The organism is Halomonas sp. KM072 (assembly GCF_050710315.1).
GTDB classification, from domain to species: domain Bacteria; phylum Pseudomonadota; class Gammaproteobacteria; order Pseudomonadales; family Halomonadaceae; genus Vreelandella; species Vreelandella hamiltonii.
Window position 1 is genome coordinate 115171 of sequence record NZ_CP136132.1, and the last position, 13659, is coordinate 128829.

A 13659-nucleotide genomic window follows, 5' to 3' on the forward strand; every position below is an offset into this window, starting at 1 on the left:
AGGCGCATCATGGCGATGGTGTGCCATGACATACCCTGAAAAGGCGGCCTCCGGGCCGCCTTTCTCGCCTGATGCGCCGCCGCAGCTGCGCGCCTACCAGCAGGAAACGGTCAAGCGGGTGGTTCACCACTTTCGCGCCACCAGCGACCCGGCGGTGGTCGTGCTGCCCACGGGCAGCGGCAAGTCGCTGGTGATTGCCGAGCTGGCGAGGCTGGCTCGTGGGCGGGTGCTGGTGCTGGCCCACGTTCGCGAGCTGGTGGAGCAGAACCACGCCAAGTACCAGGCCTATGGCCTGGTCGCGGATATCTTCAGCGCCGGGTTGAAGCGCAAGGAGGCCAGTCGGCAGGTGGTGTTTGGCTCGGTGCAGTCGGTGGTGCGCAACCTGGCGCAGTTCAACGACGCCAGCTTCACGCTGCTGGTAATCGACGAGTGCCATCGGGTGTCGTTGGAGGAGGATTCCAGCTACCGCCAGGTGATCGACCATCTGCAGCGCCAAAACCCGCAGCTGAAGATTCTCGGCCTCACCGCTACGCCCTTTCGGCTGGGCCAGGGATTTATCTATCACCGCCACTACCACGGCATGGTGCGCGGGGGAGAAGAGAGTTTCTTCACCGACTGCGTGTTCGAACAGCCGCTGCGCCTGATGGTCAAGCAGGGCTTTCTGGCCGCCCCTCGGCGGCTGGACATGGCCATTGAGGGGTACGACTTCTCGGCGCTTGCTCCCTCTTCCAACGGACTGTTTCGGGAAGAAGAGCTGAATCGGGTGGTGGCCGGAAGCCGTGCCACGCCGGGCATCATTGCCCAAGTGGTCGAGCAGGCGGCCGACTGCCAGGGCGTGATGATTTTTGCCGCGACGGTCGCCCACGCCGAAGAGATCATGGGGTATCTGCCTGCCGACCAATCCGCGCTGATCACCGGCGCGACGGCCTCCGCCGAGCGCACCGTGCTGATCGATGCGTTCAAGGCGCGCAAGCTCAAGTATCTGGTCAACGTGGCGGTATTGACCACCGGGTTCGATGCCCCGCATGTGGATCTGATCGCGATCCTGCGCCCCACCGAGTCGGTGAGTCTCTATCAGCAGATCGTGGGGCGCGGACTGCGCCTCTCGCCAGGCAAGGAGGCGTGCCTGATCCTGGATTATGCGGGCAACCCCTGGGACCTCTATGCCCCTGAGGTAGGCGAGCCGCGTCCCGACAGCGATAGCGAGCCGGTGCAGGTCGAGTGCCCCGAGTGTGGGCATGCCAACCTGTTCTGGGGCAAGCGCGACGGCGAGCTGGTGATCGAGCATTTTGGCCGCCGCTGCCAGGGGCTGGTGGAGGACGACGCCGGACGCCGTAGCCAGTGCACCTTTCGCTTTCGCTTCAAGGTCTGCGATGCGTGCGGGGCAGAGAACGATATCGCTGCCCGCCGCTGCCATGGCTGCGAGAAGCTGCTGGTGGATGCCGATGACAAGCTCAAGGAAGCGCTGCGGCTCAAGGACGCCAGAGTGCTGCGGGTGAGCGGCATGCAGCTGGAGGCGACCACCAACGGGCGCGGCCTGCCGCGTCTCAAAGTGACCTACCATGACGAAGACGGTGCCAGCCTGAGCGAATGGTTTGCCCTGGAGACTACCGCCCAGCGCCGCGCCTTTTATGCGGTCTTCTTGCGCGCCCACCTGCGCGCGCCGGGCGTGCCGTGGCAGCCAGCAACGCCAGACGACGTGGTGGCTGCCCAGTCCCGCCTGCGCCATCCCGACTTTGTGGTGGGCAGAAAGGTAGGCCGCCACTTTCAAATCCGCGACAAGCTGTTCGACTATCAGGGCCGCTATCGTAAAGCCGCCGAGGCGGCCGAGATGCCGCATTGATGGAGCGCTGTTACACTGCCATTTTCAACTGACAAGGACTCGACCCGCGTGAGCGAGACGCCCAGCGCCGTGCCGGATCAAGACGCGATGCCTTCTACGGTGGAGCCCACCGTGGAGGCCCTTGGGCGCCTGTTCGATGAACCCATTACGCAGCTGCCGGAAGATCTCTATATTCCCCCCGAAGCGCTCCGGGTCTTCCTGGAAGCGTTCGAGGGGCCGCTGGATCTGCTGCTGTATCTGATTCGTCGGCAGAATCTCGACATTCTGAGTGTCAACGTGGCGGTGATCACCCATCAGTACATCGAGTACGTGGAGATGATGAAGGCCATGGAGATCGAGCTGGCCGGCGAGTACCTGTTGATGGCGGCCATGCTGGCCGAGATAAAATCACGCACGCTGCTGCCGCGCCCCCCCAAGGCGGAAGGCGAGGAAGAAGAGGACCCCCGGGCGGAGCTGATACGCCGCCTGCAGGAGTACGAGCGTCTCAAGGAGGCCGCTGAAGCGCTGGATGCCCTGCCCAGGGTGGGCCGGGACTGGTTCAGTGTGCAGGCGGGCCTGCCACCGCTGGAAACCCGCGTGATTCATCCCGATGTCGAGCTGGACGAACTGCTGGGCGCGCTGTCGGACATTCTCAAGCGGGCCGAGCTGGCCCAGGCCCATCAGATCAGCCGAGAGGTGCTCTCGACCCGGGAGCGCATGCTGAAGATCATGGAGCGCTTGCACGAAGATGGCACCCATGGGCGCTATACCCCCTTCGAAGCGCTGTTCTCCCTGGAGGAGGGGCGGGCAGGGGTCGTCGTGACGTTCATGGCCATTCTGGAGCTGGCCAAGGAGTCGATGATCGAAATCGTCCAGAACGCGCCGCTGTCGCCGATCCATGTGCGTGCTCGGCAGGCGGCGCTGGCCGATGGGGACGAGGACCCCTTTGCGCGGGAAAGTGATGACCCTGCGGACGAAGAGTCTGCCTTCGAACCTGACGAGGAGTCACGGTGAGAGACACCACGTTGGACGATATTGTCGAAGCCGCGCTGCTGGCGGCCGGAGAACCGCTGCCCGTGGAGCGGCTGGAGACGCTGTTTCTGGAGGATGAGTGCCCGTCTCGCAAGGCGCTGCGCGACGCCCTCGCGCGGTTGGCCCGGCGCCACGAGGACGGGGCGCTGGAACTGGTCGAAACGGCCTCGGGTTTTCAGCTGCGCATTCGCCCGCGGCTGTCGCACTGGGTGTCGCGGCTGTGGGATGAGCGCCCCCAGCGCTACTCCCGTGCCCTGCTGGAAACCCTGGCGCTGATTGCCTATCGCCAGCCGGTGACCCGGGGCGATATCGAGGAAGTACGGGGCGTCAGCGTCAGCAGCTCGATCATTCGCACGCTGATGGAGCGGGGCTGGGTACGCATCGTCGGGCACCGCGACGTGCCGGGGCGTCCCGCCGTGTATGCCACGACGCGCAGCTTTCTGGATGACTTCGGGCTCAAGACGCTGGATGCCTTGCCGCCCATGCACACGCTGGTGGCCGCCGACGAAGAAGCATTGGCTGAGGAACCGCCCGCGGCGACGCATGTCGCACTGGACGAAGCCGTCGAAACCGTGCAGGATGCGCCACCCCAGCAAGATCAGAACACGTCGGCAGCGAGTGCCGACCCCCACGCCGAGACGGCGTTAACCCAGCCGCTGAGCTTTGCCGATCTGGAGGCACGGCTTGCGGCACGTGCCCAGCGTCGAGATGAGGACGCGGGCACGCAGACCAACGATGTGAGGTCAGACGACCATGAGTCAGAGTAACAACACCACGCCGCCCACCAGCGAAAAACTGCAGAAAGTGCTGGCCCGTGCGGGCCTTGGCTCCCGCCGTGAAATGGAAACCGCGATTGCCGATGGCCGGGTGAAGGTGAACAGTCAGGTGGCCAAGCTGGGTGACCGCGTGGAAGCCCGCGACAAGGTCAGCTTCGATGACCGCCCGGTCACGCTGCGCCCGGAAGAAGAAGTGCCGCGTCGGGTCATCATGTACAACAAGCCGGAAGGCGAGCTGTGTACCCGCAAGGACCCGGAAGGCCGTCGCACGGTCTTCGAGCGTCTGCCGCGCCTGAAAGGCGAGCGCTGGATTGCCATCGGGCGGCTGGATATCAATACCAGCGGCCTGCTGCTGTTCACCACCGACGGTGAACTGGCCAACCGCTTGATGCACCCCTCCACCCAGGTGGAGCGTGAGTACGCGGTGCGGGTCATGGGCGACGTCAAGCGAGAGCATATCGTCGCCATGGTAGATGGCGTCATGCTGGAAGACGGCCCCGCCCGTTTCACCGACGTGCAGGAGTTTGGTGGCGAAGGTATCAACACCTGGTTCCACGTGGTGATTCTGGAAGGCCGCAACCGCGAAGTGCGCCGCTTGTGGGAGTCCCAGGGGCTCACCGTCAGCCGCCTGAAGCGCGTGCGCTACGGTAATATCTTCCTCGACAAGCGTGCCAAGGCGGGCGAGTGGGTAGAGCTTTCCCAGGACGAAGTCGACGATCTGGCGACCCTGGCGCACCTGGAAACCCGCAAGGTGCCCGAGCTGACGCCGGACGAGAAAAACCGCTGGAGTCGCGACAAGCACAAGCGTCGCCCGGTTCAGGCCATGCGCAAGCCCAAGCGTCGTTAAGCGATGCTCGCCGCGCGGTGTGGGGACACCGAGCACCGCGCGGTTTTTTTAGACGAAAGACAAAAAAGGCTTGCTATTGTCGGGTGTGATCCGTACTATATGCATCCGTTCGGACGGGTCGTTAGCTCAGTTGGTAGAGCAGTTGACTTTTAATCAATTGGTCGTAGGTTCGAATCCTACACGACCCACCATTCGAACAGCGGCGATGTTACCAGGCGATGCACTATGGTAACGCCGTACAGAGCGGCGAAAGCCCTCAGAAAAGCAGCAGGATTTGGGTCGTTAGCTCAGTTGGTAGAGCAGTTGACTTTTAATCAATTGGTCGTAGGTTCGAATCCTACACGACCCACCAAATTCAACGCCCCTGGTAGCTTGCTGCCAGGGGCGTTCTGCTATGCGCGTTCTGGACTGGCGATGGGCAGGGTGCATCGGCAAACCATGCCGCACTGCAGCGTGCGGTTCTGCTTGCAGCAGGCAATACTTGTCCACCACAATGGACCTGTAACGATGTGTGGATTTGGCTGTCGATCATGCTCGGCAGCGCTGGCCCGCAGTAGCAGGCCAGATCGGCAACCGGCGAGTGCGACAGACGCAGCGGCCAGTTGCCCCGAGGGCGGCGCATGCGGAGCGCATACGTCGCAACTGGTGTTTAACGGGGGGATTCCCTGTTCGTCACAGTGGTAGACACGATGACTATTCTGACTTCTCAAGTGGCGCTGGAGGCACCGCTTCCCAGCCCGTACTGCCCAACGCGCATCCCGGCGGAAGACGAAGCGCGAGTGGCTGAGATCAAGCAGTTGCTCAAGGCGAACAACGCCGTGCTTGTGGCGCATTACTATACCGACGACGCCATTCAGCAGTTGGCCGAAGAGACTGGTGGCTGCGTAGCTGACTCCCTCGAAATGGCCCGGTTTGGCGCTCGTCACGACGCCACCACTCTGGTGGTGGCCGGGGTGCGCTTCATGGGTGAGACGGCCAAGATCCTCTCCCCGGAAAAGCGGGTGCTGATGCCCACTCTGGAGGCCACCTGCTCACTGGATATCGGCTGCCCCATCGACGAATTCAGCGCGTTTTGCGACGCCCACCCGGATCGCACGGTGGTGGTCTACGCCAACACTTCGGCGGCCGTCAAGGCGCGTGCCGACTGGGTCGTGACCTCCTCGATCGCCGTCGAAGTGATCGAACACCTGCAGGCCAACGGGGAAAAAATTCTCTGGGCACCCGACAAGCATCTGGGGGGCTACATCCAGAAAAAAACCGGCGCCGACATGTTGATGTGGGACGGTGCCTGCATCGTGCACGAGGAGTTCAAGGCGAGAGGTATCGAGGATCTAAAGCGCCTCTACCCAGATGCCGCCGTGCTGGTGCACCCGGAGTCGCCGGAGGCCGTCGTCAAGCTGGCCGATGTGGCGGGTTCCACCTCGCAACTGATCAAGGCGGCGAAAACCCTGCCCAACGAAAAGCTGATCGTGGCCACCGACCGCGGCATCTTCTTCAAGATGCAGCAGGCCGTGCCGGGCAAGACGCTGTTCGAAGCGCCGACCGCAGGCAATGGGGCCACCTGCCGTAGCTGTGCTCACTGCCCGTGGATGGCGATGAACGCGCTGGATAACCTGGCGGGCGCGCTGCGGGAAGGCAGCGGCGAAATTTTCGTCGATGCGGCCTTGCGTCAGCAGGCGCTCAAGCCGCTGGAGCGGATGCTGAACTTCAACGCATAGGCTCTGCCTGGCGTGAATGCACTAGGCCCGGCGCCCTTTGGCGCCGGGCCTAGTCGTATTTGGCTGGGCAGCGCGGCTAAAACCTTTCCAGCGCCTCTCGGTATTCGATGAACGCCTCGCGGCGCTGCTCGATGCGCGCCAGCGCCTGCTGGTCGTTCTCCTGCTGGGCAGCGTCTCGGGCGATGCCCAGTTGGCGAATACCGCTATCCATTCTGCCGGTGAGCTGCAAATGCTCGGCGCGGGCCAGGTGCCCCCAGGCATTGTGGCCACTGCGGCCAGCCGCTTCCGCCAGCAGGTTGAACCCCTGAGGGTTGTCCGGGTGGCGCGCCGTGACCTCTCGCAACAGCGTGTAGGCTGCCTGGGGGTCGCGTTGCAGCTGCGCTTCTGCCAGGGTGAGCTGGGCGGGGAGGTAGTTGGGCATCAGTCGCAGCAGCCGCTGACTGCGCTGGATGGCATCGTCGTAGCGCTGGGCCTGCAGGGCTACCTGGGCGGCCGAGGCGGGCAGCATGGCGTAGTCCGGCAGCTCGCTGGCCAACCGATCCAGGGTCTGGAGCGCCTGATCGGTCTGGCCGTTTTGCGCATCGATCAGGGCCGAGACGTAGCGCAGGGCGGGCTCCTCGGCGCCCTCTTGCGTGAGGCGAGAAGCTGCTTGTTGAGGGCTGTTACGATGAATGCTGAGCAGTGCCCGGGCGCGCATCATGTCGTACAGCGTGTCGCTGGTATAACGGTTGGCGACGCTGAGCTGTGCTGCCCGTGCCTGAGCATCGCTCAAGCGGCTGTCGGAGACCGGGTGGGTCAGCAGAAATTCCGGGGGCGTGCCGCCCTGCAGGCGCGCCATGCGCTGCATGGCACCAAACATGCGCACCATGGCTTCGGGGTCGTAACCGGCGGCGGCCATGGCTTGCAGGCCCACACGGTCGGCTTCCTGCTCGAAGCGCCGCGAATAGCTGAGCTGGTCCTGAATCAGTGCCGCCTGGGAGCCCATGGCGGTGGCGATACCGGCATCGCCACCGCCGCTGGCGGCAATCAGCATGCCCGCCAGCATGGCGGCCATGGCGGGCAGTTGCGTCTGTTCTGCCCGGGCGCTGCCGCGCGCAAAGTGGCGCTGGGAGAGGTGCCCCAGCTCGTGGGCGATGACGGAAATGAAGGCGCCTTCATCCTCGGCAAAGGCAAATAGCCCCGAGTTGATACCTACCACACCACCGGGCACGGCAAAGGCGTTGAGCGAGCGGTTATCGACCATTACGGTGGTCGTCTGCAGACTGCCCAGCTGACTATGGGGCGCCAGCCTGGCCACCAGGCTTTCCAGGTAGTCGTTGACGATGGGGTCCTGCCACTGGGGTGCATGGGCCCTGAACTGGCGCAGCCAGGCACGGCCCAGGCGATACTCCTCGTTGCTCACCGAGGTAGAGGTCCCTCCCAAAGTGGGCAGCTGGTAGCTGTCGCTGCTATGCGCTGGCGCGCTGAGGCCAGCAGTGCCCAGCAGCAGGGCCAGTACGCAGGCCAGGCGTGGCGTAGCAGTCTTAAGGTGCGCCATGGCATCCCTCGTGGTGGTTGGTTGCTGCAGTTGTTGCAGCAGTTGTTGCAAATGCGTCGCTGCAAACACAGCGTGTGACATTGATTCGGGCAAGGAAGTGCCGTTAAATCGAGTCAGGTTGGTCATCGTCCGAACAGTGTATGCAACAATACGGCGGTTATGTAGCGATGAGCTGTTTTCGTCATGTGTGATAGCGCTTTCACTAGGGAGAGGGTATGTCTGAGCAAATAGCATCCGCGCTGGCCGAGGGGGTAGAGCCCGATGCGGTACTGGACGCTACCGGGCTGCACTGCCCGTTGCCGCTGTTGAAAGCCAAGCAGGCGCTGGCTGGCTTGTCTGCCGGGCAGCTGCTGGAGATTCGTGCCACCGATGCGGGCTCCTGGCGCGACGTCGCTTCCTTCGCCGAGCTGAGTGACCATCGATTGGAAGCCAGAGCCCAGCAGGGCGAGATCTACGTGTTCTGGCTACGCAAAGCCGGGGTGGCTTGCTCATGACCATGCGCGCCATTCTCAGGAGCTGGATCGAACGCTATTTTTCCGATGAAGAAGCACTGGTTCTGCTGGTGGTGCTGATCGCAGGGTTGGCGGCCATCATCATGTTTGGACGCATGCTGGCGCCGTTCTTCACCTCATTGGTGCTGGCGTTTTTGCTACAGGGGCTGGTCAACGGGCTGACTCGGCGAGGTGTGCCTCACCTGTTGGCGGTCATCATCGTGTTCGTGGCCTTCGTCAGCGTGTTGCTGACCATGGCGTTCATCCTGATGCCGTTGATATGGAACCAGCTGGTGGGGCTGGTGCAGGAGACGCCACGCATGTTTGCCACGGCGCAGATATGGCTGGATGAGCTGCAGGCGCGCTTCCCCAACCTGGTCACGCCTGATCAGATGCAGAGCTGGATCGGGGTGGCCGGACGCGAGATCAGCCAGGTAGGGCAGCGCGTCTTGACGCTGTCGCTGTCGTCGCTGGGTAACGTGATGTTGTTGATCATTTATCTGGTGCTGGTGCCCATTCTGGTGTTTTTCATGCTCAAGGATCGCGAGGCGCTGGTGGGGTTTGCGCTCTCGCTGCTGCCGCAAAAGCGCTCGCTGTTGACGCGTATCTGGCAGGAGATGGATCGCCAGATCGCCAACTACATCCGAGGCAAGGCCATCGAAATCGTCATTGTCGGTACGGTCTCGTACCTGACCTTTTCCTTGTTTGGGCTGCCTTATACGGCGCTGTTGGCCGTGCTGGTGGGCTTGTCCGTGCTGGTGCCTTACATCGGCGCTGCGGTGGCCACCATTCCCGTGGCGGCGGTGGCGGTCTTCCACTTCGGCGTGAGCGAGCAGTTTGCCTACGTGCTGCTGGCCTACGGCATCATCCAGGCCCTGGATGGCAACGTGCTGGCGCCGGTGCTGTTTTCCGAGACCAATAACATCCACCCGGTCTCGATCATCGTGGCCGTGCTGTTCTTTGGCGGCATCTGGGGGTTTTGGGGGGTCTTTTTCGCCATTCCGTTGGCGACTCTGCTCAAGGCGCTGGTCTTTGCCTGGCCCAGAGGGCTGGAGGAGCATCAGGAGCTGCGTGAGCAGATAGAGCTGAAGGCCGATTGACGAGGGCTTGCCAAGTGGCACCGGATGCTGTCCCGGTGCCATGGCTCAACGAGCCTTCAGGGCCGGTTATTCGGCGTGCAGTGCTTGAGCTGCTGCCAGCACCTCTTCCGCATGACCGGGCACCTTGACGCCACGCCACGCTTTGGCCAGCTTGCCGTCCTTGTCGATGAGAAACGTGCTGCGCTCGACGCCCAGGTGCTCCTTGCCGTACATCTTCTTCAGCTTGATGACGTCAAACAGCTGACAGACCGCTTCGTCCTTGTCCGAGATCAGCGCAAAATTGAAGTCCTGCTTCGCCTTGAAATTCTCCTGGGCGCGCAGGCCGTCTCGAGAAACGCCGATGACTACGGTGTTCGCGGCATCGAAGGCCGCCTTGCGATCACGAAAGTCGCCACCTTCGGTGGTGCAGCCCGGTGTGCTGGCCTTGGGATAGAAAAATATCACCACCTGCTGGCCGCGCAGTTCGGACAGCGTAATGGTGGTTTCGCCAGTGGCGCTGGCCGAAAAGTCGGGAACGGGTTGGCCAATTTCGAGTGACATACAAGCTCCTCACAGATAGGGGTTCACCAAGATTACACGCATGCGCCGCCGTGCTGTCAAAGCGAATCGTTCTGGTTTGGCAAGTCTCGGTGGTAAACTCTACGTGCTTTACGCTGTACAGGCTCGAATCGCCTGAGTACCATTTGCTTTTTACAGGCGGGGTCATCGTGTCCTTCGAGGTATCCGCGCCGCGTCTTTTACTCGATCATGGACCATGCCACCCCGCTTGGCCGGTCGAGCTCCACTTTTTGCAGGTGAGGAAAATACGGATGATCACAGGCAGCATTGTCGCCCTGGCGACGCCGATGAAGGTCAATGGCGACATCGACTGGGAGGCGCTTCGTCGCCTGGTGAACTTCCATCTCGAGAACGGTACCGACGCTATCGTGGCCGCTGGCACCACCGGTGAGCCCACCACCATGTCGTTTGCCGAGCACTTCGATGTGATCCGTAGCGTCGTGGAAGAGGTCAATGGGCGTATCCCGGTCATTGCCGGTACCGGCGCGAATGCCACCTCCGAAGCGGTCGAGCTGGCGCGCTATGCCAGCGAAGTAGGCGCCGACTACTGCCTCTCCGTGTGCCCTTACTATAACAAGCCTACTCAGGAAGGCCTGTACCAGCACTTCAAGGCGGTGGCCAAGGGCAGCAAACTGCCGGTCATTCTTTATAACGTGCCGGGGCGCACCTGCTCGGACCTCTACAACGAAACCGTGATTCGCCTGGCCGAGGTGGACAACATCATCGGCTTGAAGGATGCCACCGGGAACCTTGAGCGCGCCGAGGATCTAATCTCTCGCCTGAAAGGCAGCGGCTTCATGCTCTACTCCGGTGACGATGCCACGGCTTGTGATTTCATGCTGATGGGCGGACATGGCGACATTTCGGTCACCGCCAATGTGGCGCCCAAGGCGATGCACGAGCTGTGTGTCGCCGCGGTGGCGGGGGATGCCGACAAGGCCCATCAGATCAATACGCGCCTGATGCCGCTGCATACCAATCTGGGTGTCGAGTCCAACCCGATCCCCGTCAAATGGGCCCTGAACCGTATGGGGTACATGGAGCAGGGCATTCGTCTGCCGCTGACCTGGCTGTCCGAAAAGTATCACGGTACGGTAAACGAAGCGCTGCAACTGGCGGGTGTGATCAAGGAGTAACCCCAGGCGCTGCGAACGCATTTGCTACCCGGTGACAAGGTGCCTTGCCGGGTAAATGACCTGTTGACTGTTAAGGTGGCTTGATGAGCTCTGTGCTAGAAAAACGTGCGCTGAAATGGATTCCGCTGGCGCTGGCCGCAACCGTCACGCTGGCGGGCTGTGCGCGTGACGGTTACTACCACGACCGCAACCTGGACTACACCGAAGCCGCCCCAGCGCCGCCTCTCGTTTTGCCGGAAACGCGCAATGCTCAGCGTTATCGTGATGCCATGCCGATTCCTCAGGCGGGGCTTCAAGGTGCTCGTGTCGATGAAGCAGCGCGTATTGGGCCTCCTCAGTCGCTGGCACTGGGCAGTGGGCTGGAGCCTGAGTACGTCGAGCGTCGCCAGGCGGGTGATCAGGTCTGGTTGGTAGTCGCGGCGGATACGGGCGCGGTATGGCCGCAGCTCGAGGCATTCGTGCGCAGTCGCCAGTTGGGCGTTCAGGAAAGCAGCGCTACTCAGGGCGTCATCGTCACGCCTCAAGCCACGTTGCGCTTGCAGAGCGCACTGCGTGCCGGCAGCAGCGAAGTGCGCTGCGAGCAGGGTGGCCAGAGTGTCGAGAGCTGTGTGGCCGCGTTGGAGCAGTACCTCGGTGCGCGTAGCGCAACGGCCAGCGCATCCTCCTGGACCGCTCAACGTCTTGCCAGTGAGCAAACGTTGCAAATGCGTCAGCAGGGCGATGAGTGGGAAGTTCTGATACCGCAGCCCATCGAGCGCGTGTGGGCCGAAATGAACCACTACCTGGCGCTGGACTTCACTCAGGAAGGTCAGCGTGACCTGCTTGAGGCCTCGGCTGATGACTACGAGTTCCTGGTCGAGTACATGACCGAGACCGAGCGTGGGCGTAACCCGCTGCAGATCGTGTTCAGTCAGGACGTGCGCCGCATGTCTCAGAATATTCGCCTCGTGCTCCAGCCGGAGGGCAACCAGACCGTACTGCGCGCCATCAATGCCAGCGAGCGTGGATTCAGCGCTGATGACCAGCGCGAGTTGCTTGAGCGTGTCTCCGGCTACTTACGTTAACTCTTAGACCTCGATTTTAGACGGAGCCCCCATGGAAAAGCGCCAGGAACTCTACGCCGGTAAGGCAAAATCCGTATACACCACTGACGACCCTGACTTGCTGGTACTGCACTTTCGTGACGATACCAGTGCCTTCGATGGCAAGAAGAAAGAGGCGCTCGCCCGTAAAGGCATGGTGAACAACATCTTCAATGCCTACATCATGCAGCGTCTGGAAGAGGGCGGCATTCCCACCCACTTCGAAAAGCAGATTTCCGATACCGAAAGTCTGGTCAAGAAGATGGAGATGATTCCTGTCGAGTGTGTCGTGCGTAATATCGCTGCGGGTGGGCTGGTGAAGCGTCTGGGCGTGGAAGAGGGCATTGCGCTCAATCCGCCTACCTTCGAACTGTTCCTGAAGAACGACGAGAAGGGCGACCCGATGATCAACGAGTCGCTGGCTGAAACCTTTGGCTGGGCCACGCCGGAACAGCTGAGCAAGATGAAGGCGCTCACCTTCAAGGTGAATCACATCCTCAAGCAGCTGTTCGCCGAGGGCGACATGCTGCTGGTGGACTACAAGCTGGAGTTCGGTCTCTTCAAGGGCGAAGTCGTGCTGGGCGACGAGTTCTCCCCGGATGGCTGCCGCCTGTGGGATGCCAATACCCGTGAGAAGCTCGATAAGGATCGCTTCCGTCAGGGGTTGGGCGGGGTCATCGAGGCCTATGAAGAAGTCGGCCGTCGCCTGGGTATCACCTTCCCCACCTGATCCGTCAGGCTTGCCATGGGGCCGCTCGCTGGCGCCATGGTCACTTGCGGTCTTCGGGCTCTATCGCCACCACCTCCAGGGTGGTGGCGTCGTTTTCGGCGGCGGTCAGCGCCCGAAAGCGCACATCGACATTGCGCAGGCGCACCCCGTAAAGACGTTCGGCCTGTCCGCCCCGCTGATAGGCGGGGCGTGGGTCTTGGCCAAGCACCTGCTCGATCAGCGCCCGCAGCGACGCGCCATCTTGCCGCTCGGACAGTGCGCCGTGAGCCTCTGGCGAGAACACCACGGCCACCGTTTCCGGCGGTTGGGGGGCAAATCCCGCCTGAGCGCTGGGGACGGCCTCTGCCCAGGGCAGATAGGGCTTGATGTCCACCACGGGGGTGCCGCTGACCAGATCACAGCCCGCCAGGTGAAGCGTCACGCCGGGCCCGGTCTCGATGCCGGAGAGTGCAACCAGCGACAACCCCAGCCGATTGGGGCGATGGGTGCTGCGGCTGGCGAAGACGCCCACTTTGCGGTTCCCCCCCAGCCTGGGCGGGCGTACCAGGGGCGACCAGCGCTCGGGACTTTGGTGAAAGATGAACGATACCCACAGGTGGCTGAAGTCTTCCAGTCCGCGCACGGTCAGTGGGTCGTCGAAAGGGTGGGCCAGTACCAGGCGAGCATTGGCGGCCGGGGCCAGGCCAGGCTGGCGAGGCACGCCGAACTTGTCCGGGTAGTCGCTGATGATATGGCCAATGGGCGTGATCGAAAACGGCCCAAGGCCCCGAGGATCGTGCATGGCACTCCCTTTTGCGTGTGAGCGCACTGTTGCGTGGTGACATGGCGCC

The 13659-nt window shown here is 62.5% G+C and carries 13 protein-coding genes and 2 tRNA genes; 12 read left to right on the forward strand and 3 right to left on the reverse strand.

Features of this window, described 5'->3' with window-relative positions:
* The first annotated feature begins 25 nt into the window (after window positions 1-25).
* The 7 genes from radD (at window position 26) to nadA (ending at window position 6195) form a co-directional block, all read left to right on the forward strand.
* Window positions 26-1843, forward strand: a complete 1818-nt coding sequence (gene radD, locus RVM26_RS00560) for a DEAD/DEAH box helicase (protein WP_498940171.1) — start codon at window positions 26-28, stop codon at window positions 1841-1843.
* A gap of 48 nt (window positions 1844-1891) precedes the next feature.
* Entirely contained in the window at window positions 1892-2836 is a 945-nt protein-coding gene (locus RVM26_RS00565; RefSeq protein ID WP_287805124.1) for a segregation and condensation protein A, read from the forward strand.
* Window positions 2833-3621 carry an SMC-Scp complex subunit ScpB gene (scpB, locus tag RVM26_RS00570; protein WP_096921466.1) on the forward strand — a complete coding sequence of 263 codons (789 nt, stop codon included), beginning with the start codon at window positions 2833-2835 and terminating at the stop codon, window positions 3619-3621. Before RVM26_RS00565 ends, scpB begins: the two co-directional genes overlap by 4 nt.
* Window positions 3608-4477, forward strand: coding sequence for a 23S rRNA pseudouridine(2605) synthase RluB (gene rluB, locus RVM26_RS00575; RefSeq protein WP_016916149.1), 870 nt, complete (start codon window positions 3608-3610; stop codon window positions 4475-4477). Before scpB ends, rluB begins: the two co-directional genes overlap by 14 nt.
* Before the next feature lie 115 nt (window positions 4478-4592).
* Window positions 4593-4668, forward strand: a tRNA-Lys gene (locus RVM26_RS00580).
* A gap of 85 nt (window positions 4669-4753) precedes the next feature.
* Window positions 4754-4829 (forward strand) — tRNA-Lys (locus tag RVM26_RS00585).
* Window positions 4830-5166: 337 nt separating this feature from the next.
* Window positions 5167-6195: a quinolinate synthase gene (gene nadA / locus RVM26_RS00590; RefSeq protein WP_498940173.1), complete on the forward strand. Its 1029-nt coding sequence runs from the start codon at window positions 5167-5169 to the stop codon at window positions 6193-6195.
* A 76-nt stretch (window positions 6196-6271) separates the two neighbouring features.
* Here nadA and RVM26_RS00595 read toward each other — a convergent pair whose 3' ends face one another.
* The gene (locus RVM26_RS00595; protein ID WP_287805118.1) at window positions 6272-7732 is read right to left on the reverse strand and encodes a M48 family metalloprotease; all 1461 of its coding nucleotides are present in this window, start codon (window positions 7730-7732) and stop codon (window positions 6272-6274) included.
* Between the two features lie 215 nt (window positions 7733-7947).
* Here RVM26_RS00595 and RVM26_RS00600 point away from each other — a divergent pair, with 215 nt between their 5' ends.
* A complete protein-coding gene (locus tag RVM26_RS00600; RefSeq protein WP_096921464.1) occupies window positions 7948-8226 on the forward strand; it encodes a sulfurtransferase TusA family protein in 279 nt (92 codons plus the stop codon).
* Window positions 8223-9323 carry an AI-2E family transporter gene (locus RVM26_RS00605; RefSeq protein WP_287805115.1) on the forward strand — a complete coding sequence of 367 codons (1101 nt, stop codon included), beginning with the start codon at window positions 8223-8225 and terminating at the stop codon, window positions 9321-9323. Before RVM26_RS00600 ends, RVM26_RS00605 begins: the two co-directional genes overlap by 4 nt.
* 66 nt (window positions 9324-9389) lie before the next feature.
* Here RVM26_RS00605 and RVM26_RS00610 read toward each other — a convergent pair whose 3' ends face one another.
* Window positions 9390-9863 carry a peroxiredoxin gene (locus RVM26_RS00610; protein WP_498940175.1) on the reverse strand — a complete coding sequence of 158 codons (474 nt, stop codon included), beginning with the start codon at window positions 9861-9863 and terminating at the stop codon, window positions 9390-9392.
* A 269-nt stretch (window positions 9864-10132) separates the two neighbouring features.
* On the opposite strand from RVM26_RS00610, the gene dapA reads away from it, so the two are divergent.
* From dapA to purC, 3 genes are all read left to right on the forward strand, one after another.
* Entirely contained in the window at window positions 10133-11017 is an 885-nt protein-coding gene (gene dapA, locus RVM26_RS00615; RefSeq protein WP_287805112.1) for a 4-hydroxy-tetrahydrodipicolinate synthase, read from the forward strand.
* An 83-nt stretch (window positions 11018-11100) separates the two neighbouring features.
* The gene (locus RVM26_RS00620; protein ID WP_039181603.1) at window positions 11101-12081 is read left to right on the forward strand and encodes an outer membrane protein assembly factor BamC; all 981 of its coding nucleotides are present in this window, start codon (window positions 11101-11103) and stop codon (window positions 12079-12081) included.
* Window positions 12082-12112: 31 nt separating this feature from the next.
* A complete protein-coding gene (purC, locus tag RVM26_RS00625) occupies window positions 12113-12829 on the forward strand; it encodes a phosphoribosylaminoimidazolesuccinocarboxamide synthase (RefSeq protein WP_498940178.1) in 717 nt (238 codons plus the stop codon).
* 40 nt (window positions 12830-12869) lie between these two features.
* Here the strand turns inward: purC and tsaA are convergent, their stop codons facing one another.
* Complete coding sequence (gene tsaA, locus RVM26_RS00630) at window positions 12870-13610, reverse strand: tRNA (N6-threonylcarbamoyladenosine(37)-N6)-methyltransferase (RefSeq protein WP_498940180.1); 741 nt, start codon at window positions 13608-13610, stop codon at window positions 12870-12872.
* Window positions 13611-13659: the final 49 nt, after the last annotated feature.

Excerpts from the sequence above, each read along its gene's own strand:
- purC (WP_498940178.1), top strand. The coding sequence starts at position 12,113 with ATGGAAAAGCGCCAGGAACTCTACGCCGGTAAGGCAAAATCCGTATAC.
- nadA (WP_498940173.1), top strand. The coding sequence starts at position 5,167 with ATGACTATTCTGACTTCTCAAGTGGCGCTGGAGGCACCGCTTCCCAGC.
- tsaA (WP_498940180.1), bottom strand. The coding sequence starts at position 13,610 with ATGCACGATCCTCGGGGCCTTGGGCCGTTTTCGATCACGCCCATTGGC.
- RVM26_RS00610 (WP_498940175.1), bottom strand. The coding sequence starts at position 9,863 with ATGTCACTCGAAATTGGCCAACCCGTTCCCGACTTTTCGGCCAGCGCC.
- rluB (WP_016916149.1), top strand. The coding sequence starts at position 3,608 with ATGAGTCAGAGTAACAACACCACGCCGCCCACCAGCGAAAAACTGCAG.
- radD (WP_498940171.1), top strand. The coding sequence starts at position 26 with ATGACATACCCTGAAAAGGCGGCCTCCGGGCCGCCTTTCTCGCCTGAT.
- dapA (WP_287805112.1), top strand. The coding sequence starts at position 10,133 with ATGATCACAGGCAGCATTGTCGCCCTGGCGACGCCGATGAAGGTCAAT.
- RVM26_RS00605 (WP_287805115.1), top strand. The coding sequence starts at position 8,223 with ATGACCATGCGCGCCATTCTCAGGAGCTGGATCGAACGCTATTTTTCC.
- RVM26_RS00620 (WP_039181603.1), top strand. The coding sequence starts at position 11,101 with ATGAGCTCTGTGCTAGAAAAACGTGCGCTGAAATGGATTCCGCTGGCG.
- RVM26_RS00600 (WP_096921464.1), top strand. The coding sequence starts at position 7,948 with ATGTCTGAGCAAATAGCATCCGCGCTGGCCGAGGGGGTAGAGCCCGAT.
- RVM26_RS00595 (WP_287805118.1), bottom strand. The coding sequence starts at position 7,732 with ATGGCGCACCTTAAGACTGCTACGCCACGCCTGGCCTGCGTACTGGCC.